Source organism: Pseudoalteromonas sp. TB51 (assembly GCF_000498055.1).
Taxonomy (GTDB): domain Bacteria; phylum Pseudomonadota; class Gammaproteobacteria; order Enterobacterales; family Alteromonadaceae; genus Pseudoalteromonas; species Pseudoalteromonas atlantica.
The window spans coordinates 1-26,203 of the sequence record NZ_AUTO01000109.1 but is presented as its reverse complement, the minus strand read 5'-3'; the positions used below and the strand labels follow the sequence as shown (position 1 = coordinate 26,203).

Annotated in this window: 18 protein-coding genes, 5 tRNA genes and 1 other RNA gene; 8 read left to right on the top strand and 16 right to left on the bottom strand. The window is 40.8% G+C overall.

Annotation, left to right across the window (positions count from 1 at the left end; genetic code table 11):
- Positions 1 to 161: 161 nt before the first annotated feature.
- From L650_RS0105460 to L650_RS0105445, 4 genes are read right to left on the bottom strand one after another with little or no spacing between them, the layout of a single operon-like run.
- Positions 162 to 1,328: an FAD-dependent monooxygenase gene (locus tag L650_RS0105460; RefSeq protein WP_029772465.1), complete on the bottom strand. Its 1,167-nt coding sequence runs from the start codon at positions 1,326 to 1,328 to the stop codon at positions 162 to 164.
- Positions 1,325 to 2,512 carry a 2-octaprenyl-6-methoxyphenyl hydroxylase gene (gene ubiH, locus L650_RS0105455; protein WP_029772464.1) on the bottom strand — a complete coding sequence of 396 codons (1,188 nt, stop codon included), beginning with the start codon at positions 2,510 to 2,512 and terminating at the stop codon, positions 1,325 to 1,327. The genes L650_RS0105460 and ubiH overlap by 4 nt, the downstream gene beginning before the upstream one ends.
- 15 nt (positions 2,513 to 2,527) lie before the next feature.
- Positions 2,528 to 3,850, bottom strand: a complete 1,323-nt coding sequence (gene pepP, locus L650_RS0105450; protein WP_029772463.1) for a Xaa-Pro aminopeptidase — start codon at positions 3,848 to 3,850, stop codon at positions 2,528 to 2,530.
- Between the two features lie 25 nt (positions 3,851 to 3,875).
- Positions 3,876 to 4,430, bottom strand: coding sequence for a UPF0149 family protein (locus L650_RS0105445; RefSeq protein ID WP_004589599.1), 555 nt, complete (start codon positions 4,428 to 4,430; stop codon positions 3,876 to 3,878).
- Between the two features lie 193 nt (positions 4,431 to 4,623).
- On the opposite strand from L650_RS0105445, the gene ssrS reads away from it, so the two are divergent.
- A non-coding RNA gene (gene ssrS / locus L650_RS23585) (6S RNA) lies at positions 4,624 to 4,807 on the top strand.
- A 128-nt stretch (positions 4,808 to 4,935) separates the two neighbouring features.
- Here the strand turns inward: ssrS and L650_RS0105440 are convergent.
- From L650_RS0105440 to L650_RS0105400, 9 genes are all read right to left on the bottom strand, one after another.
- Positions 4,936 to 8,019 carry an efflux RND transporter permease subunit gene (locus tag L650_RS0105440; RefSeq protein WP_029772462.1) on the bottom strand — a complete coding sequence of 1,028 codons (3,084 nt, stop codon included), beginning with the start codon at positions 8,017 to 8,019 and terminating at the stop codon, positions 4,936 to 4,938.
- Positions 8,016 to 9,296, bottom strand: a complete 1,281-nt coding sequence (locus tag L650_RS0105435) for an efflux RND transporter periplasmic adaptor subunit (RefSeq protein WP_029772461.1) — start codon at positions 9,294 to 9,296, stop codon at positions 8,016 to 8,018. The genes L650_RS0105440 and L650_RS0105435 overlap by 4 nt, the downstream gene beginning before the upstream one ends.
- Positions 9,286 to 10,701 (bottom strand): TolC family protein, encoded by a 1,416-nt coding sequence (locus L650_RS0105430; protein WP_029772459.1) that lies wholly within the window; start codon positions 10,699 to 10,701, stop codon positions 9,286 to 9,288. Before L650_RS0105430 ends, L650_RS0105435 begins: the two co-directional genes overlap by 11 nt.
- A gap of 222 nt (positions 10,702 to 10,923) precedes the next feature.
- Positions 10,924 to 11,556 (bottom strand): putative quinol monooxygenase, encoded by a 633-nt coding sequence (locus L650_RS0105425; RefSeq protein WP_029772458.1) that lies wholly within the window; start codon positions 11,554 to 11,556, stop codon positions 10,924 to 10,926.
- Between the two features lie 411 nt (positions 11,557 to 11,967).
- Positions 11,968 to 12,043, bottom strand: a tRNA-Phe gene (locus L650_RS0105420).
- A gap of 124 nt (positions 12,044 to 12,167) precedes the next feature.
- Positions 12,168 to 12,243: transfer RNA gene (locus L650_RS0105415), tRNA-Thr, on the bottom strand.
- Positions 12,244 to 12,300: 57 nt separating this feature from the next.
- Positions 12,301 to 12,376, bottom strand: a tRNA-Phe gene (locus L650_RS0105410).
- A 46-nt stretch (positions 12,377 to 12,422) separates the two neighbouring features.
- Positions 12,423 to 12,498, bottom strand: a tRNA-Thr gene (locus L650_RS0105405).
- 71 nt (positions 12,499 to 12,569) lie between these two features.
- Positions 12,570 to 12,645: transfer RNA gene (locus L650_RS0105400), tRNA-Phe, on the bottom strand.
- Between the two features lie 338 nt (positions 12,646 to 12,983).
- Between L650_RS0105400 and L650_RS0105395 the strand changes: the two genes are divergently transcribed.
- On the top strand, positions 12,984 to 15,758 hold the full coding sequence (locus L650_RS0105395) for a hybrid sensor histidine kinase/response regulator (RefSeq protein WP_029772457.1): 2,775 nt from the start codon (positions 12,984 to 12,986) through the stop codon (positions 15,756 to 15,758).
- Between the two features lie 50 nt (positions 15,759 to 15,808).
- Here L650_RS0105395 and L650_RS0105390 read toward each other — a convergent pair whose 3' ends face one another.
- Both L650_RS0105390 and mutY read right to left on the bottom strand, forming a co-directional pair.
- Positions 15,809 to 16,081 carry an oxidative damage protection protein gene (locus L650_RS0105390; protein ID WP_004587535.1) on the bottom strand — a complete coding sequence of 91 codons (273 nt, stop codon included), beginning with the start codon at positions 16,079 to 16,081 and terminating at the stop codon, positions 15,809 to 15,811.
- A 33-nt stretch (positions 16,082 to 16,114) separates the two neighbouring features.
- Positions 16,115 to 17,176, bottom strand: coding sequence for an A/G-specific adenine glycosylase (mutY, locus tag L650_RS0105385; protein WP_029772456.1), 1,062 nt, complete (start codon positions 17,174 to 17,176; stop codon positions 16,115 to 16,117).
- 161 nt (positions 17,177 to 17,337) lie between these two features.
- Here mutY and trmB point away from each other — a divergent pair, with 161 nt between their 5' ends.
- The 4 genes from trmB to arcA all read left to right on the top strand — a co-directional run bounded on the left by trmB (position 17,338) and on the right by arcA (position 22,099).
- Positions 17,338 to 18,063, top strand: a complete 726-nt coding sequence (gene trmB, locus L650_RS0105380; protein WP_024031613.1) for a tRNA (guanosine(46)-N7)-methyltransferase TrmB — start codon at positions 17,338 to 17,340, stop codon at positions 18,061 to 18,063.
- A 44-nt stretch (positions 18,064 to 18,107) separates the two neighbouring features.
- Positions 18,108 to 19,133, top strand: coding sequence for a methyltransferase (locus L650_RS0105375; RefSeq protein ID WP_029772455.1), 1,026 nt, complete (start codon positions 18,108 to 18,110; stop codon positions 19,131 to 19,133).
- Positions 19,134 to 19,287: 154 nt separating this feature from the next.
- Positions 19,288 to 20,892 (top strand): sensor histidine kinase, encoded by a 1,605-nt coding sequence (locus tag L650_RS0105370; protein WP_029772454.1) that lies wholly within the window; start codon positions 19,288 to 19,290, stop codon positions 20,890 to 20,892.
- 490 nt (positions 20,893 to 21,382) lie between these two features.
- Entirely contained in the window at positions 21,383 to 22,099 is a 717-nt protein-coding gene (arcA, locus tag L650_RS0105365; protein ID WP_004587530.1) for a two-component system response regulator ArcA, read from the top strand.
- A 14-nt stretch (positions 22,100 to 22,113) separates the two neighbouring features.
- Here arcA and arcB read toward each other — a convergent pair whose 3' ends face one another.
- The gene (gene arcB / locus L650_RS0105360; RefSeq protein ID WP_029772453.1) at positions 22,114 to 24,432 is read right to left on the bottom strand and encodes an aerobic respiration two-component sensor histidine kinase ArcB; all 2,319 of its coding nucleotides are present in this window, start codon (positions 24,430 to 24,432) and stop codon (positions 22,114 to 22,116) included.
- Positions 24,433 to 24,657: 225 nt separating this feature from the next.
- On the opposite strand from arcB, the gene folE2 reads away from it, so the two are divergent.
- Entirely contained in the window at positions 24,658 to 25,578 is a 921-nt protein-coding gene (gene folE2 / locus L650_RS0105355) for a GTP cyclohydrolase FolE2 (protein ID WP_029772452.1), read from the top strand.
- Positions 25,579 to 25,692: 114 nt separating this feature from the next.
- Positions 25,693 to 26,203: DUF2726 domain-containing protein (locus tag L650_RS0105350; protein WP_029772451.1), on the top strand; the 511-nt coding region annotated here is incomplete at its 3' end.

Sequence of the window (26,203 nt, the reverse complement as noted above, 5' to 3'; positions counted from 1 at the left end):
TTTAATCTGTTTAAAGCCACTTAAAAACAAAAAACCGATGTTTAAACTAAACATCGGTTTTTCTTTACTGATAGCTGATAGCTGATAGCTGATAGCTGATAGCTAAAAACTAACCACTTTACTTTATACGTTGGGTTTCGCTTCGCTCTTCCCAACCTACGTTATTTGCCTATCGCTTCTTTGGCGAATAGGTGTTTTATTGGGCCTAGGTTATCAACGAGTGACAGCCCGACTCCACGTATCAGCTTTTTAACCGGGTTGGCACCTTCAAATAATTCTTTAAGCCCTTGCATCATGGCTATGTGCTTTTGCGCGTCGAGCTTGCGGGTGCGCTCGTAATCACGAAGTGTACGGGTACTTGCAAACTCTTTACTATCACTTGTCAGTAGCTCAATTAAATACGCGGCGTCTTTTAGGCCTAGGTTCATACCAAGCCCTGCAAGTGGGTGAATGGTGTGGGCTGCATCGCCCATTAATACCACTTTGCCGCTTACCCATTGCTGGGCGTAGCGCATTTTAAGTGGAAATGCTATGCGTTTACTTTGCACTTCACATAGCCCGCATTGGCCATCTATGGCTGCCATTACAGCTTTATTAAAAGTAGTGTCGTCCATTGCTAGCAATTCATCGCAATGATTAGGGCTGGTAGACCACACAATAGAATGGGTGTTGTCATCGCTAAGTGGTAAAAAAGCCAGTGGTCCAGTTGGTAAAAACACTTGGCGTGCGGTGTTTGCGTGTGGCTCTTTGGTTTTAACCGTAGCAACCAATGCATGATGGTCGTAATCTTTAAAGCTTAGCGCCATATTAAATTGTTTACGAATAGCCGAATTTGCGCCATCGGCCGCCACCAGCAGCTTAGCAATAATAGGCTCACCGCTTTTAAGGGTTATAAATACGTCGGACTCACTTTGGTGTATTTGTTGATACTCAGTATCAAACATCAGTGTGGCAGTGGGGTGTTGCTCTAGCTCTTTTATAAGTGCAAAACGAATAATATCGTTTTCAACTATATGGCCTAAGTGTTCAAGCTCAAGTTGCTCGTTATTAAAGGCTATTTTACCAAAGCTGTCGGCATCGCGTACGTCCATATGCGTATATGCACACGCTCGCTCTGCCATTATGTGTGGCCATACGTTTAATTGCTCAAACAGGTTTTGGCTTGCAATACTCAGCGCACTTACCCGCAAGGCGTATTCATCACTTGGCGGTAATTGCTTTGGCGCGGCGTCTAGCACCACAACACTTACATTGGCTTTAGCGAGTCCTAACGCGAGGGTTAAGCCTACGCAGCCACCACCCACTATACAAACCTGTGCTTGCTTCATAAACGTGTACCTTGTTTAACTTGCCCCATTAGCTGCTTGGCCAATGGTGCTTTTAATGCGGGAAATAAATCCATTGAGAAAAGCCCAATGCTGCGCCCAAGCGCTAATACCCGTGACGAGTTTGAAAAAAGCCTAACCAGTGCGTCGGTTAAACTCATTACGGTATTTATATCGCTGCTACGCTTTTGTGAATACTCACGGGTAAACGCATAACTGCCTAACTCGTATTTACTTGTTGCAATTAAATTACTAAGTACTTGTACATCACGCAGGCCTAAATTAAAGCCCTGCCCTGCAATGGGGTGAATAGCATGAGCAGCGTTACCAATGACTACCGTACGATGCGCCGTTAATGATTCAGCTTGGCCATATACTAGCGGGTAGCTTGTGCGTGTGCCCACTTTTGTAAATTGCCCTGCCCGGTAACCAAATGCACTTTGCAGTGCGTTTAAAAAATCATTTTCGTTTAAGGCTGTATGCTGCTCAACGTGCTGTTGCTTCATGCACCACACTAATGAATAACGGCTATTGCTCATTGGTAAAAGCGCCATAGGGCCGTGCTCGGTAAAGCGCTCATACGCATGGTTGTTATGCCCGCCTGCTACTTCAACATTGGCTATAATAGCGCCTTGCTCATAGGGCTGAGTATTAAAGCCTAAACCCAGTAAGTTACGGGTTGGAGATTGCGCACCATCGGCAATAACCAGTAGTTTAGTATTAAGTTGCTCGCCGCTTTGTAAAGTAACCTCATTACTGTTTAGGCTTTGCTTAATAGCGCTTACGCTATCGGGGCAATAAAGTGCAATGCTCGCTTGCGTTAAACGCTGATACAGTGCGCGGCCAAACGGGTTTACCTCAACCACGTAACCTAATGAAGGTTTAGCAAACTCGTCGCAACTAATATGTGCTTTACCAAAGTGACCGCGATCCGACACGCTTACTTTTTTTATTGCTGCTGTGTATGGCGCACTTGGCTCAAATAAATTTAACTGCTGTAAATACTCAACCGATTGCTGTGCAAGGGCAATACTTCTGTCGTCAAAACTTGGGTGGTAATCGCCCGTTACTTGGTTTGCTTCTACTACCGCAATAGTGAGTGAAGGGTTTGTTTTAGCAATGCTTAGCGCACAACTTACCCCTGCAAGCCCGCCCCCAATAACAACGACATCAAACTGCTTAGCCACTTTATTTCTCCAAGCTTATGCGCTTTTCGCACTTTGCATAAGTGCTTCTATATCGTTTATGGTTTTAGGCACACTCAGGGTGAGGTTTTCATGCCCTGACTCAGTAATAAGTAAATTATCTTCGATACGAATACCAATGCCTTTATATTGCTGCGGTGCATATGAATCTTCACTAATGTAAAGCCCAGGCTCTATGGTTAAAACCATGCCTGGCTCAAATGCGCGCTCAACGTTGTTTTGTTTGTAATCGCCTACATCGTGAACATCAAGGCCTAACCAGTGGCCAAGGCCGTGCATGTAATATTCTTTACAGGCACCTTTTGCCATTAACTCATCAAAGTCGCCGGTTAAAATACCTAAATCAAGTAAACCTTGAGTCATTACTTCCATTGCACGTTTATTGGCATGCGACATAAACCCGCCGGGTTTAACTTCTTCAAAAGCCACTTTTTGCGCTTTAAGTACAATGTTATAAAGCGCGGCTTGAGGTTCGCTAAACTTGCCATTAACCGGAAAAGTACGCGTAATATCGGCAGCGTAACCTTGTAACTCACACCCTGAGTCAATTAATACTAGATCGCCATCTTTTAGCACATCGCTATTTTGCGTGTAGTGCAAAATATTAGCGTTATCGCCACTACCAACAATGGTGCCGTACGCAGGATGCGGCGCTCCGTTCATTGCATAATGATGATGCAGCTCTGCCTCTAGCTGAAACTCTGTAGCACCAGGGTGCGAATAACGCATTGCACGCATATGCCCACGGGCACTTATTTCGCAGCCTTCACGCATAATGTTTACTTCGCTTGGCGATTTAAACAAACGCATTTCGTGAATAAGACCACGCACATCTTTTATCGTACTCGGTGCCTGATAGCCTTTTTTAGGCGCGCTGCGAAGTGTGTTTAACAAGGTAAATACTTTGGTATCAAAACTTGGGTAAGCGCCTTGTGCATAAAATAAAATCTGCTGACCGTTAACCAAATCTAATAATTGTTCAGTTAGCTCACTTAATGCGTAAGTTTCGTCGAATAAGTACTCATTTTTAGCTTTTTCGAAGCCAATTCTGCGGCCGTGCCAAATTTCGGCCAGTTTATCTTTATCAAGACAAAATAACGTACTTGGCGTATCGCTGTTATTACACAGCACTAAAACGGCATCGGGTTCGTTAAAGCCGGTTAAGTAAAAAAAGTCGCTGTCTTGTCTAAATGCATATTCAGTATCGCGGCTACGAGTTACTTCACTGGCCGCAGGAATAATGGCCACACTATTTGCATCCATTTTCGCAAGTAAACGCTCACGGCGTGCTTTAAATTCTGACTTTTGTATTTCAACCATGCTTTAACAACCCGCTTTATTTAGATTAATGTAGTGTTTTTTTAGGTGCTTTTTCTTTGCCAAGCTCGGCAAAACAAAGCAATGCCGATACACGTACATATTCAATCACTTCATGCAGGGCTTGGCTGTCTTCTTCGGTTTCGTCAAACATGGTATCTAGGCGTGTAATTTCGCTAAAATCACTAATAACTTCTTTTACATCTGCCGATAACTTACCGTAGTCTTTTTGTTTTAAACCAAATCCAAGCATAAACCCTGCAACCCATGATACGAGACCATTGGCTTGATCGATGAGTGTTTCATCATCGCTTGGTAAAAATAAATCGAACGCAAAAGCTTCATCGTTAAAACTTGCTACCACTTGCTTATAAATGGTGCCAAAAAACTGCTTTAGGTCGTTGCTAAACGCTTGGCCATCATTAAATACATCGCTTAATAGGCCTAAGTATTCTTTGTCATCAATACTTAAACCACACGCTAGTAATCCACTAATTACGCCGTGCGCTTCTGCCGGTGAGACAAAAATTTCGTTTTTTTCTAAAAGCAGCTGGGCTTTTTGGTAATCTGGTAAGTCGCTCATGTTTATATCTTCGCTTTGCTAGTTAAGGCAATGCTACCACTCGATAAAAAGCAACTCCAATTAATTGTATGATCCTGCTCAAAAAGTAGCATGATAAGTAAATAGCGAGTTACCAGCGGGCAAAAACTGCTCGAACGGTTCAATTTTTTACGTTTGGGGTTTAAGGAATGGATTATGTCTTATATACTGAACTTGTTCCCTGGGGTGCCGGAGTTTGGTTAAGTCCCTGAGCCGATAAATTTTATACCAGGATTTCTGTTCGTCTACTATTGTGCAAGCTCGGCATGTACCGAGAAGCCTACGGTAGACCGCAGCTTTCCGCCCTGAAACCTTCTGGTTTCAGGACTGACGCCGGACACCGCACGCTTGGGGAACACTTTTCTTACCTATCTTTTTGCTACTTTCCTGTTTTTAATACCGCTTATTACTCTATAAATTTTTAGCAAAAAAAAGCTGCAATTGATATTAATCAACCACAGCTTAGTCCTAGAACACATTTCGTTATTTATCTAAACCAGCTTTGAAAACGCTCCATCAGCATATAGTTTACTGGCACTAATATAAGCGTAATAAACGTAGCAAACACAATACCAAAGCCAAGGCTTACTGCCATTGGAATTAAAAACTGTGCTTGTGTCGCCTTTTCAAATAGTAGCGGCATTAAACCAATAAAGGTGGTTAAACTTGTTAGCATTACTGGGCGAAAACGTGCAGCCCCTGCAAGTTTAACCGCATCAATAATTTTGCCGCCTTCACTGCGTTTTTTATTAATAAAGTCGACCAACACAAGTGAGTCGTTAACCACCACACCAATAAGTGCCAACATACCAAGTAAGCTCATAATGGTTAACTCCATCCCCATAACCCAGTGCCCTATTACAGCGCCTATCATGCCAAACGGTATTACGCTCATTACAATAATTGGCTGCATGTACGATTTAAGCGGTATCGCTAATAGTGAGTAAATAATAAAAAATACAAATAACAATGCCCAAGCAAGCGAGCCAAACGACTCTCTTTGCTCTTTAGCTTCACCTTCTAGCTTGTAATCAACACCTGGGTATTGCTGCATTAATTCATCTAAATACTCAGTTAGGTCGGCTTGCAGCGCGGTCATGTTGGTATTGCTTTTTTCTATGTCGGCAGTCACGTTAAGTGTGCGGTAGCGGTCTATTCGATTAATCGTAGATGGGCTTTGCCCTGCAATTAATGTGGCTACATGCGAAAGTGGCACCGAGCCGCCCGTAGGCGTAGTAATAAGTATATTTTGTAAGTCGGCTACAGAGCGGCGCTCTTCAATAGGTAGGCGTACCATAACGCGTACATCGTCACGACCGCGTTGAATACGCTGCACCTGCGAGCCAAAAAACGAGTTACGTACTTGGTTTGCTACATCAACTCGGTTTAAGCCTAAAGCAAAACCTTGCTCAGTAAGCTCTATTTGCAACTCTTCTTTACCATCAGACATGCTATCGGCAATATCAAATACGGTTGGGTAAGTACTTAAGCGCGCTTTAACGCTTTCGGCAATTTTTTGTAACGTATCGAGCGATGTACCACTTAGCTGCACATCTATAGGGTCTGAGCTGCGTCCTATTTCAGCCCTAAAGGTTACGCTTTCGGCGCCAGGAATAATCCCTATTAAATCGCGCCACTCACTTACCAGCTCGCGTGAGCCAATGTCTGAGTCGCGGCTCTCTGCAGGGGTTATTTCAAAGCGCACACTGCCTGAGTTAGACACGCCGCCGCGCCCACCGGTTGAGGCTAAAATATTTAATATAACGCTTTCGCCGGTATCTTCATCGCGGTATTTGTCTTGCAATAACTGCGCTTTTTGCGACATATCCATTACATACTTATTGGTAACTTCAAACGGCGTGCCTGTTGGCAAGGTTAATGTTACTCGTACGGTTTCGCTTGGGATACGCGGAAAAAATACAAACTTAGTCCAACCACTGGTTATTAAAGTTAAAATTATAAAAAACACACCAACAAACAAACTCACCGTCGCTAATTTATAGCGCAATGCTTTAGCTAAAATAGGCTGATAGTATTTTAAAATAGCGCTTTCAAATCCGTCTGCAAAACGCTGCTGAAGTACTTCAAGCTTTGATGATTTTGTTTTTTGATTACGTAGTTTTATGTACTTTAAATGAGCTGGCAGCACAAATTTAGACTCAATTAACGAGAACAGTAATACCGGAATAACCACCACCGGAATTTGTGCAAACAAGGCGCCCCGTGCGCCTTCAATAAACGCTAAAGGTAAAAAGGCCGCTACGGTTGTTAGTACCCCAAAGGTAACTGGTGTTGCAACTTCTTGCGTGCCTAAAATGGCAGCTTGTTCNCCCGACTCTGCGGTTTTTAAATGAGTATAAACGTTCTCCCCCGTTACTATGGCGTCATCCACCACAATACCCAGTACTAAAATAAAGCCAAATAAGCTCATAATATTAAGGGTTACACCAAAAATAGGCATTGCAATAAATGCGCCCATAAACGAAACAGGAATACCAATAAACACCCAAAATGCGATGGCTGGGCGTAAAAATAGAGTTAGCAAAGCCAGTACCAAAATGCCCCCTTGTAGGGCGCTGCTGGTTAGCGTAGCAATACGGCTTTTTACAACTTGAGAGTCGTCATCCCAGTAACTTAATTCAAAACCTTGTGGTAAGGAGCTTTGCTTGGACTCTATGTAGTTTTTTACATCATCTGCGACATCTATCGCACTTTGCGGCCCTATGCGGTATACATCTATAAAGGCGGCTTGTTTACCATTAAAGCGTGTACGTACTGGGGTCTCTTCAAAGTCATCATTAATGTTTGCTATATCACCTAAGCGTATTACTGTACCGTCGCTCTGATTTTTAACTACAATGTTTGCAAATTCATCTTTTCGGTAAGCCTGCCCTTTTGAGCTTATAAGTACATCGCCCCCTTCTGTTTTTAAATTACCAGCCGAAATATCAGAGCTCGACTTAGCCACAGCAGTGGATATTTGTGCAAGGGTTAAATTGTATTGGCGAAGTGTATCTTGGCTTACTTCTATGGCGAGCTCGTAATCGCGTACACCACTTAGCTCAACCTGCGTAACATTAGGAAGGCGTAAAATATCGTCGCGTACTTTCTCGGCGTATTCTAAGGTTTCTTTTTCACCGTAATCGCTCGCTACGGTAACAGCTATTACTTCGCGCTTTCGCTCTGCAAGCGCCACAATGGGCTTTTCAGCATCGGCCGGAAAAGTGTTTATAGCATCTACACGGCTTTTTATATCGGCTAATAATTCGCGCGGGTCGTAGCCACTTTCTACTTCTATAGTTACCGACGCAGAGCCCTCTGATGAGCGGCTAGAAATTTGCTCTATACCTTCTAAATCTTGAACGGCTTCTTCTATTCGAATGGTAACCCCTTGCTCTACATCCTCTGGGGTTGAGCCGCGCAAAGTAACGCTTACACTTATACGATCTGTTTCAAACGATGGAAACACCTCAAGCGGTATTTGACTCGATAAACTAAATAAACCCGATAGCAGTAACGTAATAAGCAATAAATTGGCTGCTACATGGTTTTTTGTAAACCAAGCAATCATGGCTTATCTCCTTGTGCAGCACGGCGTTTTTGTATTAGCTCTTCAACGCTAATTCCCATTTCTTGCGCTTTTTTTTCTAGCTGCTCACGCGATGGACGCTTACCTTTGCCTGCGCCATTTGGGCCTTTTGCTCGCATATTTTGCATATCGGTTTCGCCTAAAATGCTTACTGCTGTGCCTGAACTTACTTGCCCAAGCGGTGTAATTACTAACTTATCGCCTGCATTAAGGCCTGTTTTTACCATAGCTTGTGTAGCATTTTGCCATGCAAGCGTAATGTTTTTACGCTTTAGCAGCCCCTCTTCAACCACATACACGTAGCTGCCTTGATAAATAGTACTATTAGGGATTATTAACGCATCAGGCACTGTTTTACCGCTAATTTGCGCAGTGATGTATTGCCCAATTTTAATTGGGTATTGGTTATTAGCCGTGGCTTTGTAAGGGTCATTTATCTGAGCAACAATATACAATTGCTGTGCACCTTCATCGATAGCGCCTTCAGTACGTATTATTTGCCCTTGCCATGTTTGCTCGCCCACTAAGTCAGATTTAAACTTAACGAGTGAGCCGGCTTGGTTTTTACTGCCATCTCTGTATTGCTCTGGCAAACTAATATACGAGAGGTCTTTATTTTTAATTGGTAAGCGCACTTCAACGCTGTCTATGGCATAAATAGTTGCAAGTTCTGTGTTTTCGCTTACCACTTGGCCAAGGTCTACATTACGACTAAGCACACGCCCAGCGTAAGGCGCAGTAATTTGGGTGCGCTCTAAATCAAGCTGTGCTTTTTCAAGTGCGGCTTNGGGCTCGCGAAGTACTAAGCTGTTCGCTTGAGATGAGCCGCCTAAACGCTTCCAATCAGTAATTGCTTGTTGGCCGCGGGCTTTTTCTTCTAACAAACTTTGCTCTGCAGTAAGTAATGCTGCTTGCGCCGATTTAACCTCAGCCTGATGATCTCTATCGTCAAGCTGTAGCAGTACATCGCCTTTTTCAAAAAAACCGCCCTCTCTAAAATCATCACTTACTTTATTAATTTGCCCAGATGCTTGAGCAACTAACAAACTTTGAGTACGCGGCTTTACCGTGCCATAGCTATCAATAAAAATTAAGTAATCTTGTGGCTCAATCTTTTTTACCGATACGCTCACCGTGGCTTTAGGAGGTGAGCCAAAACGTTTTGCTTCAGGTGGATTACCCTTAATAAACATAACAATTAAAATGGTGGCCACCACCACTACGGCTGGGATTAAAAGTTTTGCTGATTTAGTTTTCATCGTTATTGCTCTTAGGTTCGCTTGTTGGGGCGTTAAAATCGCCGCCAAGGGCAACGTATAGGTTTATTCGGTTAGCAATTAGCTGGTTTTTTGTTTCAATGAGTGAGCTTTGCGCATCAAAAGAGCGGGATTGGGCATCAAGCACAGTAGTGTAAGTTACTAAGCCGCTTTGGTACTGCTCAAACGACAGTTGCTCTGCTGCAAGGGCGTTTTCTTGTGCCTCTAGCGTGCTTTTATAACTGGCTTGCAAGGATTGCTGCTGAGTAATTGCGTTTTCAACATCGCTGAATGCATCGTACAAGGTATCTAAATATGCTTGCTCTTGTTTTTGTGCATTTAAGCGTGCTACTTCTTCATTTGCTTTTAGCTGGCCACCATTGAATATTGGCGCAGAAATACTGCCTAATAAAGACCACGCTAAGCTTGATGGCGAGAATAAATCGCTCACTCTATCGGTGCTATCACTCACGCTTGCTGATAAGTTTAAACTAGGGAAACGCTGTTTATGTGCATAGGCTAGGCCTGCATCGCTTGCTAATAACTGGTACCAGCTTGCGCGCAATTGAGGCTTGCGTGTAATTAGCTCAGAGGGAATACCGGTATTAATTGGCGAAAGAAAAACAGGCAGTTCAATCTCTGCTGATATATCGCCTTTGGGGTAGCCGCCTAATAAGCGCTCTAAAGAACGCGACGCGCTTACAAGCGTGGCTTGTTGATTAGCAATACGAGTACGCTCGTTATTAAGCTCATTACGGGCTAAATATACATCGAGTGCTTCATTAATACCCTGGCGGTAGCCCGATTCAATAATATCTAAGTTTTGCTGTGCGTTTTCTTCTCGGCGTTTATATAAATCGAGTAACTGCTGGGCGGTTACTAAATCAAACCAGCCGGTGACAACATCGGCCACCAATTGCTGCTTAGCTTGCTCAAAACTAGCTTGTTCCGCCAAGTAGTTTAGGTTTGCCTGGCGTTTAGCATCAGATAACTTACCCCACACATCTACTTCATAGCTTAGCTCTAGCGTGACAGAGCTGGCATTATCATAACTTACAGGTCTATTGTCTTTACTGCGCCTAGTTTGCGCAGATAAATCAAGATCGGGCCAAAGCGCAGAGCCTGAAATTATTAATTGCTGCTTTTGTATTTGTACATCGTAGGCACTTTGCAACAAGGCCTGATTATTATTAAGTGCTTTATTAACAAGGTTTTCAATATAAGGGTTTTCTAAGGTTTGCAGCCATTGCTGATCTACTGCAAGTGTATTTTGCGCTAAACCATGTTGCCATGTCGCTGTAATGTCGCTGGGTGCTTGCTCGCGCTGCTGAGGGTTTAGCGTACCCGCACAACCGCTCAACAATACCAAGCTAAGAGCCAATAAAGTTGGCTTAGTTTGCCAAATCATAGTTAACCTAAATTACTGCCATTTATGAATGTAATTCAAGCACTTTGACAAATTTTGCTCAACTTACTTTACATAACATTACATACGTTGCGATGAATTAACATAATAGTCAGTTATTATAAAAAGCGGCAGGGAATTTGGAGGGTATTTATACAAAAAAGCAAATAGCGTGTAATACACTATTTGCTAAATGGGGTAAGTAATGCTGTTAAACACAAGCCTTTAAATTTCTTTAACGAAGCTCATATATTGCTGCATATCGCCAACAACTGCTTGCGCTAATAATTCGCTTGTTTTTACTGCGTACGGCTGTTTAAAGTGAATATCCCACAACGCAGATTCACTGCGCCAATGTTCATAAACAACTAATGTATCGTCGTTATTTTCAATACTATATAAATCAAACACTAAGTTACCAGGCTCCTGGCTGCGCGTTTGCGTTACATGAGTTGCGAAACGCTCAATGACTTTATTTTTAAAACTTGGCTTAATCTTAAAAATAAAAAACACAATACATATATCATCTTCAGGGTTAACAACTTTTGTATTACGCTCATGCAGCGGAGCTGGCACTGTATCTTCTAATAACATGACCTGTGGCGCCGATTGGCTGATTTCAGGCAACGCACTTAATAACGTTTGTGTGTAATCTTGTGCGCCATGGTAATCAACTGCATTTTGATCTTCAAAACGCTCATAAGCAAAAAAGACGCCTGGCTCGTTTTTATCCTGATATAAACGCATCTCTATAAGACCTGTTTCGGCTTTAGCGCCTTGCTTGTCTTCTTCTAGTAGCGCTTTAAATTGTGCGATGTGCTCATCTTTAATTTCAAACTTAACAATTTGCGTGATCATAATTAGCTCCAGCTTTAAATTACTGATACCAATACGCTTAATTAAGTGATCTATTTTGAGGCTTGAAAAACATGTTGATAGCTAGGCAAAAAAATTCGCTATTTAGTTGTTCTAAATGAGAATTTTTAGCGCCGGTAGCGACACGTTTAGCCCCGCAAAATGATTAAAGTATTATTACGGATTGGCATTATTAAGGCTAAAGGTACCCTGCACTTTATTACTTAAATCAATCATATTGAGTGAGTAAATGGAGTGAGTAATAACAGCACCTAACCTTTTGATGAGGTAATTATGCGCATGCAAACAAGGGAGAAAAAGAGAGGATATACCCAATTAATATGGACTGTTTTGTCCATAATAAATTTTAAGCAAAAAAAAGCCCTGCATGTGTATGCAGGGCTTTAATATAAATGGTGCCTCGACCCGGAATCGAACCAGGGACACGAGGATTTTCAATCCTCTGCTCTACCAACTGAGCTATCGAGGCACTTAAACAGTGCAATTAAATGTTTAAAACATTTAATTTAAATAAATGGTGCCAACTAACCGAGTCGACGGGTAACTTAAATAGACTACTGATTACAGTGCTCTTTTCAAATTACTAAAATAAATGGTGCCGACTAACCGAGTCGAACGGTTGACCTACTGATTACAAGTCAGTTGCTCTACCAGCTGAGCTAAGTCGGCACACTAAACTGTGTGCTAAGGCACGTTCAATTTTAAAGATTGAGAACTTAAAGTAAATGGTGCCTCGACCCGGAATCGAACCAGGGACACGAGGATTTTCAATCCTCTGCTCTACCAACTGAGCTATCGAGGCACAAAAACTGTGCAATTAAATATTTAAAACATTTAATTTGAATAAATGGTGCCGACTAACCGAGTCGAACGGTTGACCTACTGATTACAAGTCAGTTGCTCTACCAGCTGAGCTAAGTCGGCACACTAAACTGTGTGCTAAGGCACGCGTAATAACGTTTAAACTATTGATTAAACACCACTACTTTAATAAATGGTGCCTCGACCCGGAATCGAACCAGGGACACGAGGATTTTCAATCCTCTGCTCTACCAACTGAGCTATCGAGGCACTTTAACAGTGCTAATTAAAAATCATAAATGATTTTTAATGCAATTCCCACTCAGCGCTATCGACTGAGCCATCTGGGCGTGCGGCGTATTAAACGAGTTTTGCCCTTACAAGTCAACTTTTTTTTTACTCTTTATAACTGTTTGAACGGTTTTCACACAACAAAGCGAGTTTTTATAGACTAATGTTTATTTATCCAACAAAAACTCACAAAAAACCTTAATTTAATCAATTAAACCAGACTAAAAACGTAGTGAATTATTTTACGTAAATGATACGATTACTGTGAAAATACGATAAGGGCTTATCGTACAAACAAATACCAATGGGAACAATCAATGCAGAGTAAATTCTCTTCGCCGGTGAAAGGCTTACTGCCGCTTTTTTTAATAATTAATATTGCAGTAACAGCGCTTGCTATTGTTGCCTTTGCGTTTTATTCGCAAAACACACAACCTGCACCAGCAGCCAAACAAAAAGTAAGTATTACGCAGCTAGCACAGCAACTTGATTTACCAATGGTAGATGCACTTACTATGTATGGGCAAGGCAAGGTTCGCCAGCTACTTGAGCTTACCTCAGTATTAGATGATGAGTTTGAATATACGCTCTATCGCTTTAATGCCACATCAGAAACCCAACTTGTATATAGCAGCACTAAACCCGCTATCGAGTCTAAAAAAGTAGATGAGCATTTAACTGAGCAAGGTATATTGCATCATATATTGCTTTTGAACGACCAGCCTATTGGTGAGCTAATAATAAAACAACAGTTACCAGCACCGCCTTTAACGCAGCAAGACTCGCAAGTAATAGCCTACATTATTGCAATTGTAAGCGTGTTTGCCTTATTTGCATTAGCCCTACTATTTAATACCTATATAAATACTCGCTTACGTAAAAGTAGTCATTTGTTAAATGAAGAACTTCAAGCGATTACCGAAAATGGCAATTACGACAGTAAAGTAAGTGAAAAACTAGACCTAGGCTTATCTGGCGTGGCTATAAACATAAACTTGCTGCTAGATAAAGTTAACTCGGTAATGTCTGAAAAAGAGGCTGCGCAAAAAGAGCTTCAAAAATTACAAACAGGCCTTGAGAGCGAAGTACAACAAAGAACAATTGCATTAGAGCAAGCGACATTAAAAGCACAACGCGCTAGCGAAACTAAAACGACCTTTTTAGCCACTATGAGCCATGAAATTCGCACGCCTATGAACGGCGTTATTGGCACTATAGATTTATTAAGACAAACAGAGCTTGATGGCGCGCAGCATCGTTTAAGTACTATTATCCGTGAGTCAGCGTTTTCACTATTAAGTATTTTGGATGATATTTTAGACTTCTCTAAAATTGAAGCGGGTAAGCTAAATATTGACCCTACGCCTTTTTCAGTTACTGATACGATTGAAGAAGTGGCTCGCGTGCTTTCATCTGTTGCTAAAAAGCGCAAATTAGATTTAGAGCTTTCTATTGCGCCAGATATTCCAACTAATTTAACTGGCGATACAATACGGGTTCGCCAAGTACTGTATAACCTTTGTAGTAATGCTATCAAGTTCACCAGTACTGATGATAAACGCCAAGGGCACGTAAAAATATCGGTAGAAGTGGCCCATAATACGGCGGATCATTTTACGCTGCGTTTTTGCGTAACCGATAACGGCAAGGGCATGACCCAAGCGCAACTGCGAGAAATATTTAACCCGTTTGTGCAAGCCGAAAACTCAATTACCCGTGAATACGGCGGCACTGGTTTAGGGCTTTCTATTTGTAAAAGTTTAACCGAGCTTATGCTCGGTACTATTAATGTAACTAGCCATGCAGGCATTGGTAGCGAATTTACCGTTGAGCTTCCATTTGGTACCTCAGGAAAAATTAAGTACGCACATAAAAATGCGCTCAATGGCAAACATGTAGTGGTAGTGAGTAATCATTTAGAGCGCGAAAAAGCAATGTACCGCTATTTGTCATTTATGGGCGCTAAAATTACCTACGTGCACAACCAGCAAGAAATAGAAGCTCAACAAGAGCAGCACGATATTATCTGGGTTGTCGATGGCATAGATGATATGGAAAAAGTTAACTCTTTACTGCGTCGTCTTATTTACTCACTTGAAGATAATAATCAACAAGTAGTGGTATTAAGTAAGCTTGATGAAGCCGCTATAAACCATAAAAATGTATTTTATATTAATGCCTCACCGCTGTGTAAATCTAACTTTATGATGTCGATATTGGTAGCAGCAGGCTTGCATCAACCTAAACAAATTAAAAAAACAAAAACACTCAACAATTATTTAAATGTTGAACAAGCACGCGATGCCAATAAACTCATTTTATTAGTAGAAGATAACTTACTAAACCAGCAAGTTTTAACCGACCAACTGCATATACTTGGCTATGGCGTTGAAGTGGCAAATAACGGTGAAGAAGGTTTAGATATGTGGCGTCAAAACAATTACTCGCTCATATTAACCGACTTACATATGCCAAAAATGTCAGGTTACGATATGGTTGAAAAAATTCGTGATGAAGCCGAGTTGTTAGACTCTATAGACGCTCAGCCTTATATTATTGCGGTTACTGCCAATGCGCTCAAAGGTGAAAAAGAGCGTTGCCTGGCGGTAGGTATTAATGACTTTATTACTAAGCCTATAGAGCTTAATGCCTTAGAAGATACCTTAAAGCGTTGGTATGATAAGCATAATAAAGACCAAACTGTTGTTATTCATCAAAAGCCTGCCATGCCTATTAATATGGACGCGGTATCTACTTATGTAAACGGCGACAAAGCCAAACAATTACGCTTTTTCAAAATGTTTTTAGAGCAAAGCCAAAGCCTAATTAAAAGCATTAATTCCGGCGTTATGGTTAATGACAGAGACGAGATAAGCAGTGCTTGTCATCAGCTCAAGGCTATCTCTAAAACTATTGGTGCAGAGGCCGTTGCACAATGTGCAGATGAGTTTGAAGAGAAATGTCGAAATGCAGAGCTTGATACTGATGAGCTAATAGCGCAAAGAGATACCCTTGAAATTGAATATTCTAAAGCTGCGCAGTTTTTAAAAGAGCAAGTGCGCTCAGCGAATACTGATGAAGAAACACTATAAAATATAGCTATAAAAAAAGGGCTATATAGCCCTTTTTTTATGCCTAAAAATTACTTTTCAGGAGGTCGATAACCTTCAATTTCTACGTCTTTGTCTTCAAACAAAAAGCCAACCATTTGCTCTTCTAAAAACGTACGGTGCTCTGGGTCCATCATATTTAAATGCTTTTCGTTAATTAGCATAGTTTGCTTATGCTGCCACTGGCCCCATGCTTCTTTAGAAATATTATTAAAAATTTTCTCGCCTAGTTCACCAGGGTATAACTGAAATCCAAGCCCTTCGGCTTCTTTTTGTAACTTTTGACAAAATACTGTACGTGCCATAATTGACTCTCTTAAGCGCTAAATGCTAATAGTTTAACCTATTGGGCTCATTTGTTTAACCAACTTTTTAGTCGGTGCGGCTAAACCCACCTCTATAGATTGATCGAGTGGGTACCACACAAGTTGTTTATCGTTTACTACATCCGGTACGTTATTAATATTAAGCACATGTGGATTTATTGTCAGCTCAAAATGCGAAAACACATGAGTAAAAGGCGTTAGCTCTTCCAGCTCGGTTTTTAAGCCTTGCTGATTTAAAAATAAAACCATTTCGCTGTATTCGTTAAACTCAAAAAAGCCAAACAGACCGCCCCAAATACCGCTACTTGGGCGTTTTTCCATTAAAACTTTCTCGTCATGCTGAATAATTAATTGGTGACAACTCTTTTTAGGCACCGCTTTTTTAGGTTTAGAATGAGGAAACTCTTTTACTTTACCGGCATTAAACGCACCGCAATCGCTATTAAGTGGGCACGCTTGGCAATCAAAGCGACTGCGAGAGCAAAGGCTGGCGCCCAAGTCCATCATGGCTTGATTAAACTCAGTCACATTGTTTTTAGGGGTTAACTGGGTAGACAAATGCCAAAGTTGGTTTTCTACTTTTTTTACCCCATACCACCCTTCAACCATAAAATAACGGGCAAGCACTCGCTTAACATTACCATCTAAAATAGGGTGGTGCTGGCCAAGCGACAGCGATAATACCGCACCTGCGGTAGAGCGCCCTATTCCGGGTAAATCCATGACTTCCTCAAGTGTAGTTGGAAATTTACCTTGGTATTTATCTCGCACTATTTTGGCCGTTTTATGTAAGTTACGTGCCCGTGCGTAGTAACCTAAGCCAGTCCAATGATGCAGCACTAAATCTTCATCTGCATTTGCTAAAGCTATGATATCAGGGAAGCTTGCCATAAACTTTTCAAAGTATGGAATAACCGTAACAACTTGCGTTTGCTGTAACATTACTTCTGACACCCACACTTTATAAGGTGTTTTACCTAGTTGCCAAGGCAGTGTTTTACGCCCATGAAGGTGATACCACTGAACCACTTGGTTAGCAAATTTGTCTGACTGCTGTTTATTTAAATCCAACATATACTACTTTTACTCATGCTCAATAGCGGCTCAGTCTATTGCAGTTAATAAAAAGATCAAGCTATGAAGGCGCTATAACACGCTAATACTTGTGATTAGCTGCGTGGTCAGGGATAATACGCAACCATTTTTAAACACATTGTTTTTGTCAGGCCAATAATATGAGTGAATCAAGTAACAACAACCTTGAGCAAGCTAAGCAAGAAGGTAAATATATCCGCACAATTCGCAGTTTTGTAAAACGCGAAGGCCGCTTAACTAAAGGCCAAGCTGCCGCAATTGAAAAATGCTGGCCAACTATGGGGCTTGAGCATAAAAACGGCCTACTCGATTTAGCCCAAGTATTTGGCAATAACAATGATGTAGTATTAGAAATTGGTTTTGGTATGGGCAAGTCATTAGTTGAAATGGCGAAAAATGCACCGCACCTAAACTTTATTGGTATTGAAGTACATCGCCCAGGCGTTGGCGCATGTTTAATGGATGCAGATGAAGCCGGTGTTACTAATTTACGTGTATTTGAACACGATGCGGTAGAAGTACTCGCTGACTGCCTTGCAGATGAAAGCTTAACAACGCTGCAATTATTCTTCCCTGATCCATGGCATAAAAAGCGTCATCATAAACGCCGTATAGTGCAAACAGAATTTGCTGAAAAACTGCGTACCAAATTAAAAATTGGCGGTGTTTTTCATATGGCTACTGACTGGGAAAACTACGCCGAGCACATGCTAGAAGTTATGCAAGCAGCGCCAGGCTATAAAAATCAGTCATCTACCAACGACTACGTACCTCGCCCTGATTCGCGCCCGCTAACTAAGTTTGAACAGCGCGGCCACCGTTTAGGTCACGGCGTATGGGACTTAATGTTTGAGCGCACAAAATAATTACACCAATTTACTAATCAATAATTTGTAAGGCAAAGCCATTTATGAGCATATTAACCAACCCAAGTTTACTGTTACTTCGTAATAGCGAAGAACTAGTGGGAAAATCTATCTTGGTGGTCAACTTTGTTCAAGATGGCTTTTTAGCAGAGCTAAAGCAGCTAAATCCTCAAAGTGCCATCACCGCATTTAGTTATAACCATGCTAATGGGGAATTTGCTAAAAAAATAAATGGCATAAACGTGTGTGTTAACCATGAAATGGCCGCCAACGATTACGATTTAGTCATTCTTTACTACCCAAAATCAAAGCCTGAAGTATTAATGGCACTTGATAATATTCGCGCCGTTATTAACGAAAAAGCACAGCTACTTGTGGTAGGCGAAAATAAAAGTGGCGTTAAGTCGATAGAAAAACAGCTCGCGGGCAAAGCGCAGCACAGTAATAAAATTGACTCTGCTAAGCATTGTATTTTGTTCTCATTTGAGCAACTAGAGAACAACCCAACCTTTGAGATTAGCCGCTACCATAAAACGTTTAGAATAAATGTAGCAGGAGTAGAGTTTGATGCTATCAGTGTTCCGGGTGTATTTAACCACGGCGCTTTAGATGCTGGCACAAAAATGCTACTAGAAAATGCCCCTACCACTAAACAAGGTAATGTACTGGATTTTGGCTGTGGCGCAGGCTTAATAGCCACTTTTTTAGGTATTAAAAACCCAGCACTGACTTTTACTTGCAGCGATGTGAGCGCACTTGCAACTTATGCTACTGAGCAAACATTAAAGCTTAATAATATTAAAGGCGGCACAATTTTAAGTGATGGCTTAAAAAGTATTAGCGGCAAGTTTGATTTAATAGTTAGTAACCCGCCTTTTCATACTGGCATAGCGACCGACTACACAATTGCTGAAGCATTTTTATCAAATGCTAAGCAGCACTTAACCAAGGTAGGAAAGCTAAGCATAGTGGCTAATAGCTTTTTAAAATACCCGCCAATTTTAGAGGCGCAGTTTGGTAGCTTCCACACTGTGTACAAAAATAACAAATTTGCCGTTTACAGTAGCTAACTAATTATACTTAGTTAGGCTAAGTGTAATTAATACTTAGCCTAACTTTCGAATAAATATCAGAATTAATTTCACTATTTCCCTTCACTTTCTATGGTTTTTGCTAAACTAAAGTTCTAAATATAAATATTCATGCTTAGGCGATGCAGCAATAATGCCAAAAAAAGTACATCAAAAAAGTATTCGAAAAGCGCTGATCAACACCATCATGCTTATCACTGCTATTTGTTTAACTTTATCGGTTTCAATTTCCACTTATATGAGTGTAAAAGAACAAAAGGAACTGATCATAAACAAGCTCGTGATCCTTTCCGATATTGTTGCTTTTGATGCCGCAGATTCATTGGTAAAAGACGACAGAAAAACAGAAGAAAAACGCCTAAAGTCGTTTGATAAAATCCCCCTTGTTAAAAACATTCATATTTACGCAATAGAGAAAACATCGAGTAAACCTGTATTTTTTATTAGCTTTAATGCTAAAAAAACCCCACCTGTTCCGCTGCGCGTAGACAGCATTAAAGAGCTTAACGAGCCAAGAGCGACCAACAACTACATTGAGCTAATAACACCTGTGCTTAATAACGAGCAGGTGGTGGGTTACGTTTACATGCGTGGTAGTTTAGAAAGCCTAGATGAATTTATAAAACAAAAAATTATTATAGATATTTTCCTTACCCTGTTTATTTTGTTTTTTGTGTACTTTATAGCGATAAAAACACAAAAAAGTATCGCTAACCCTATTGAACACTTAAGTGTATTGCTACAAGACGTATCAAAAAATCATAACTATGACGTACGCGCACCAAGCACCAGCGTAAAAGAGGTTACAGCCTTATCAAACAGCTTAAATATCATGCTTACTCGCACCCGTAAGCAAATAGAACGTCATGAAAAAGACAAACTAGAGATTAAACAACTCAACCAAAGCTTAGAAGAAAAGGTAAGCCAAAGAACAATAGCCCTGCGTGAAGCAAACCAAGAGCTGCTTTCTACCCTTGAGCGAATGCACCAATACCAAGAACAAATAGTAGAAAACGAAAAAATGGCATCTTTAGGGCAAATGGTAGCCGGCGTAGCCCATGAGGTTAACACCCCAATTGGCCTAGGTATTACTGGCTCAACCTTGCTGCGCGATAAACTTGCCGATATTCAGCTTAGTTTTGATAATAAGTCTCTAACTTCTAACCAATTAAAACGCTTTATTGACGAAGGTATCGAAAACCTTGATTTAATTTATAGAAACCTAAACCGTGCGGCCGACCTTATCTCTAACTTTAAAAAGGTAGCTGTAATTCAAGATGATGGGATTAAAACCCATGTAAACATCCATAGGTTAATATCTGATGTGTTAATGTCGATTCAATCAGAGTTAATAAAGTCAAAGCCTAACGTTGTGATCAATTGTCCGAGTGATTTAACCATTGAGAGTAAATCTGAGCCACTACAACAAATATTCCAACAGCTTATTTTAAACTCTGCCATTCATGGTTTTAGCAATAGCGAAAATAACGAAATTAAGTTTGATATAGAAATAACAGGCCCACAAATAAAAATAATCTACACAGATAACGGCCAAGGCGTTGATAAAAATGTCAAAAACAGGATATTTGACCCATTTGTAACCTCTAAGCGAGGCCAAGGGGCAAGTGGTTTAGGCATGCACTTAGTGTACAACTTGGTAACCCAAGCACTAGGTGGGCATATACTGTATGACCTAGATGCGAAACCCGGCGTACGCTTTGTTATTACAATTCCATAAAAAGTGTTTAAAAAAAGAGTATTTATTTACGCTTTTTACTTGAATTACCATTTAATGACCTTATAGAGAGAGCATGTGATATTTCATGTTTAATTATTTAACTTGATCTAATAATTAAGCGATACAATTTCTGAACTTTATTGCTTTTGCAGTATCACATACATTGATGAAAGGTTATAAAATGATATAATTCCGTTTTGAATTTGCGCGATTATTTTTAGTACCTTTAAGCGATTGGTGGATGTATCAATTATTAAAGGAAATGGCTTCGTTTTCATAATTCAAAAAGCTGCATCCGTTATATATCATTAAACAGTAGTTTTTGCACAATGCCTTTTGGTTAGTTTGGAACACCCCTACTGTTTTATTTTTATCCAACTTGTTTTTTCTTGTTAACATTTGGGTATAATCCTATAATCTCTAGTAATCGAATTATTTAGTTAAGATTCGATTTTTTGTAAATAAAATATTCCAAAAAGGTTAATTAATAATGCAAACGCCAGTCATTCTAATCGTAGAGGATGAAGACGTAACTCGACTAAACCTCGTGAGTTTATTTGAAGCTGAAGGTTACAAAGTTATTGAAGCCATTGATGGCGATGATATGCATGACAAGCTTACAAATAATGATGACGTCAATCTTGTAGTTATGGACATCAACCTACCGGGTAAAAACGGGCTAATTTTAGCACGTGAATTACGCCAAAAACGTAAAGTCGGTTTAATCTTTTTAACCGGCCGTGATAACGATGTAGACCGTATTTTAGGTTTAGAAATTGGTGCTGATGATTACATCACTAAACCTTTTAACCCTCGTGAATTGACTATACGCGCTCGCAACTTAATTACCCGTACAGCGCTAGGCGGCGAAGAGTCAGTGCTAGAAACCAACGGTGTAATTACATTTAACGGTTGGGAACTTGACGAAAACAGCCGTTGTTTAACGTCACCAAATGGTGATGCTAAGCGTTTACCTAAAGGTGAATACAGAGCGTTGCGTTTAATGCTTGATTCTCCAGGGCGTATTTTTAGCCGTGAGCAACTTATTAAGCATATGACTGGCCGTGAGCTTCGCGCTAATGACCGTACAGTAGATGTAACGATTCGTCGTATTCGTAAGCACTTCGAAAGTGATAATTCTACTTCTGAGCTAATCAGCACCATCCATGGTGAAGGTTACCGCTTTATTGGTAAAATCGACGCTTAATTAGAGTAAACCGCTTACTCTAATAATTGTAAAAACGAATGAAGGGCAATTTGTCCTTCATTTATTTTATCTGCCAATATATCTAACCATTCTTTTAGTACTTCATCTGATTCATCAAGCGCACCGTGTTCCATCTTTTTAGCATGTAACTGTACGTCGTTTAATCCTACAGAGCCCGCAGCACCTTTAAGCTTATGCGCCACCGATTTGTACTCTTCCCTGTCGCTTTCATTTAACGCGCTTTGCAGCTCTTGCTGATATTGCGGGTTTAGTTTTTCAAATAAACCACTGCTGCGCTTAAATACTTCAAGCCCCATAGAGTTTACAAAGTCTTCAATGGTTTCAACATCAAGCACACCTGCATTAATACCCTCAAGCGCTTCTTTACTTACCGTTAGCAGCGGTTTGTCTGATTCACTTTGTTGAATATCAAATAAATCAGCCAGCATTTTATCAAGCTTTATTGTATTAATCGGTTTAGCAAGCGCCCCTTGCACCGAAATGCCTTCTAAGTCTTCTTCGGCGCTACGTACATTCGCTGTAAGCGCAACGATAGGTAATTTATCAAAATGGCTATCGGCACGTATTTGTCTTGCCACCTCATCACCATTTATATCGGGCAGTTGCATATCAAGTAGTACTAAATCTAGCTCGTCTTCGGTTTCTACAAACGAGAGTGCATCTTCACCCGTTTCGGCCCAAATTACTTCATGGCCGCGCTGCTCTAACAGGTTAGTCGCAATTTCGGCATTTAATGGTACATCCTCTACAAGTAAAATATATAAACCTCTACCGGCATAGCTTTGTTCGGTAGGCGCTACACATAAGCTAAGCGGTATGTGTACTGTAAAGCAGCTGCCTTCCCCTTCTGTACTGGTTACCGAAATGGTGCCTTTCATTGCACTGACCAACGCTTTGGTTACGGCTAAACCAATGCCTGAGCCAATCGCGTTTTTACCGCTTAAATCTGGGGCTTTGTAGTACATATCAAATATGCGCGAGAGTTGATCCTCTGGGATCCCCTGCCCTGTGTCTGATATTTTAAGTTCAAGCCACGGTCCATCGTTACGCTCTTCTCGGCTACATGTGAGTTTTACCTCGCCATGCTGGGTAAACTTAACGGCATTATTAATTAAGTTCCATACCACTTGGCGTAAACGCGTTGGGTCTAGGAGTGCATAAACATCTAATGTGCCATTTCGCTCAATTGAAAATTCAAGCTCTTTTTGTTCAGCAATTAAACCGGCAAAGTTCACTACATCGTTAATAAAGTCTGAAACGTTAATAGAGTCGGTTGCTATATCTAACTGCTCTCGGTCTATTTTATCTAAATCTATAATATCGTTAAAAATATTACCTAAGGTTTCAGCGCTCGAAAACACCGTATTACACCAACTGCGTTGCTGCTTATTAAGCTCTGTATCAAGCAGCATGCGGGTTAAACCTACAATGCCATTTAATGGCGTGCGCAGCTCATGACTAAGCGTTGCTATAAACTTACCTTTATCCTTATAGGCTGTTTCAAGCGCTTGTGCTGCTTCTTTACGGCTGGTTATATCACGGCCAAATGCAAGCAAACCTATGTAGTCACCTTGATCGTTTATAAACGGTAATTTACGCAGCTCAAACCAACGGTTTTCACCATTAACCATATATTCAACATCAATTGTAAGCGCTTGATGCGTTTGCTCGACTTGTTTATCGGTTCTGAGTACTTCTGCTAAAAAGTAGCTAGGGAAAATCTGCTCCACTGTTTTACCAATTAGTTCAGCGCTGGTTTTGCCCATAACCTCTTCAAACATTTTATTACAGCCGGCAAACACGCCGTTGTTATCTCGGTAATAAAATAAATCGGGAGAAGAGTCGACAATAGAGCGAAGGAGCATGCCTTGCTGAGCAAGTTCTTGTTGTGTTTTTTTACGCTCTGCTATTTCGCGGCGAAGCTCTTCAATGGCGCGATGCTTGGCATGAAAAGCCATTTTTCGCTCATCTATTTCAATGTTGAGGCGATTGATATTATCTTTTAATGTTTGATTTAACAGCTTTTCTTGTTTTGTGGCGCTGTCTAAATAAGCGTATGAGGCATCTAATTGTCTAATCGAGTTGAGTAAAATACTGATCATAAAGGGAGATACAACCGCGGTAAAAAATACCACAGCTAAAATATCAACTAAATTAACCTCACCCAGTGCCACATAATAAAACATACTCGACAATATAAGCGACACGCCTAATAAAAGCGCGTAGCACATTGCCGCGGTTTTTAACTCACCAAAGCGAGTTATTAAACTAGAAAGTACTCGAGCCCAAGGGCTCAAAGAAGAATCGGTCATAGGTCAGTGTATCTCGTTACTAGGCATAAATAAAAAGTGCCTATTAATAGTCAAACGCATTTTGCAGCAGATTTTAGCATTTTTCTATTAGCTATATTCATGTTGTGCGACAAAAACAGAAAATTTTCATGTTTACTTTTGCCTACTGTTAAACTCATCATTTCAGCAATAAATTATTTAGTGTAAAATGCTGCGCTTTATTATGACCAATAACGAGTAGCGCACATGCAAACCAACATGCCCGATATAGCTGATACGGCTCCCGCCTTACAAACAGGTAAGTTAGACTGGGTTGGTATGGGCGAAATCGAACTGCCATTTATTTTTGAATCGAAAGATTTAGCACCCGTTACCGTTAACGCAAAAGCGCGTGCCTTTGTTAATTTGCATAAAGAAGACGCTAAAGGCATTCATATGTCACGTTTATTTTTAGCGCTTGATTTACTCTCAACAGAGCAACAAGTTAACCCACAAACTTTAGCTCAAGCACTCGATACCTTTATCTCCAGCCACGAAGGATTAAGTGACAAAGCCCAAATAGAGTTTAAATTTGAGTTACCGCTGCGTCGTAAATCGTTATTAAGCGGTAAAGCAGGTTGGAAAAGCTACCCAATTACCCTAACCAGCACTATTGAAAATAGCGTAATTAGCTACGAGCTAAGCGTGGATGTTACTTATTCATCAACCTGTCCATGCTCTGCAGCACTTGCTCGCCAACTTATTCAAAATGCTTTTAGCGAAAAGTTTAATCAAGAAACACTTAATCAAAAAGATGTTTTAGCATGGCTAGGTACAACGCAGGGTATTGTGGCAACGCCTCACTCACAGCGTTCAATTGCAAACGTTAAAGTAAAGCTAGACAACACAATTAGTGAATTTGACGTAGTAAATTTAATTGATACATTAGAAGCTGAGCTAAAAACCCCCGTACAAGCGGCAGTAAAACGTGAAGATGAGCAAGAATTTGCCCGCCTTAACGGTCAAAATTTAATGTTTTGTGAAGACGCTGCACGTAAAATTAAAGCGGTTCTTGAAAACGATAACTTTAGTGATTACTGGCTGCAAATTAATCATTATGAATCACTCCATGCGCATGATGCAGTCGCGATTGCCGTTAAAGGAATTGAGGGCGGTTACAAAGCCTAGCAGCCATGCTGCATTAATAATAAATACATACGGTAATTAGCCATAACAACCAATTTTTAGGCACGTAAATTGCTTTACTTAAGCAGTGTCAATTTGTTGTTATGGAGTTACCGTATGGAATTCGCTTTATTATCAATTTTAGTATTAGTGGTTGGGGCCTCTGTGGTTGCGTCAAAATTTAGTGATGATGGCGGCAATCCCTATCCTTTTACCCGCAAACAAACCGTGTTTACACAGGTTGAGGGTGCATTTTTAAATCTTTTAGAGCGTGCGGTAGGCGATCAATACAAAATTGTGAGCCGCGTCAAACTCATCGATGTAATCGACTGCAAGCAAGGCCTCTCAGCTAAATCAAAACGTGCAGCTTTAGCTAAAGCTAAAAATAAGCAGCTCGATTTTGTGCTGGTAGATAAAGAAAAAATGACGATAGTGGCAGCGGTCGATTTAGTTAACAACGCCAATAAAGATGGCCACAAAGCGCAGCGCGACTGGTTTGTAAACGGCGCTTTAGAATCCGCTGGCATTCCACATATTCGTATGAAAGTAAAATCAGGCTACCGCCCTTCTGAGGTGCGCGATGCAATTATGTTTAAATTAGGCAAACCTGCAGCGGTGCAATCGGCTC

Bases quoted from the DNA above. Each gene is read 5' to 3' on its own strand.
- L650_RS0105460 (WP_029772465.1), bottom strand. From the start codon at position 1,328: ATGAAGCAAGCACAGGTTTGTATAGTGGGTGGTGGCTGCGTAGGCTTA.
- pepP (WP_029772463.1), bottom strand. From the start codon at position 3,850: ATGGTTGAAATACAAAAGTCAGAATTTAAAGCACGCCGTGAGCGTTTA.
- L650_RS0105445 (WP_004589599.1), bottom strand. From the start codon at position 4,430: ATGAGCGACTTACCAGATTACCAAAAAGCCCAGCTGCTTTTAGAAAAA.
- L650_RS0105430 (WP_029772459.1), bottom strand. From the start codon at position 10,701: ATGATTTGGCAAACTAAGCCAACTTTATTGGCTCTTAGCTTGGTATTG.
- L650_RS0105425 (WP_029772458.1), bottom strand. From the start codon at position 11,556: ATGATCACGCAAATTGTTAAGTTTGAAATTAAAGATGAGCACATCGCA.
- L650_RS0105395 (WP_029772457.1), top strand. From the start codon at position 12,984: ATGCAGAGTAAATTCTCTTCGCCGGTGAAAGGCTTACTGCCGCTTTTT.
- L650_RS0105390 (WP_004587535.1), bottom strand. From the start codon at position 16,081: ATGGCACGTACAGTATTTTGTCAAAAGTTACAAAAAGAAGCCGAAGGG.
- mutY (WP_029772456.1), bottom strand. From the start codon at position 17,176: ATGTTGGATTTAAATAAACAGCAGTCAGACAAATTTGCTAACCAAGTG.
- trmB (WP_024031613.1), top strand. From the start codon at position 17,338: ATGAGTGAATCAAGTAACAACAACCTTGAGCAAGCTAAGCAAGAAGGT.
- L650_RS0105375 (WP_029772455.1), top strand. From the start codon at position 18,108: ATGAGCATATTAACCAACCCAAGTTTACTGTTACTTCGTAATAGCGAA.
- L650_RS0105370 (WP_029772454.1), top strand. From the start codon at position 19,288: ATGCCAAAAAAAGTACATCAAAAAAGTATTCGAAAAGCGCTGATCAAC.
- arcA (WP_004587530.1), top strand. From the start codon at position 21,383: ATGCAAACGCCAGTCATTCTAATCGTAGAGGATGAAGACGTAACTCGA.
- arcB (WP_029772453.1), bottom strand. From the start codon at position 24,432: ATGACCGATTCTTCTTTGAGCCCTTGGGCTCGAGTACTTTCTAGTTTA.
- folE2 (WP_029772452.1), top strand. From the start codon at position 24,658: ATGCAAACCAACATGCCCGATATAGCTGATACGGCTCCCGCCTTACAA.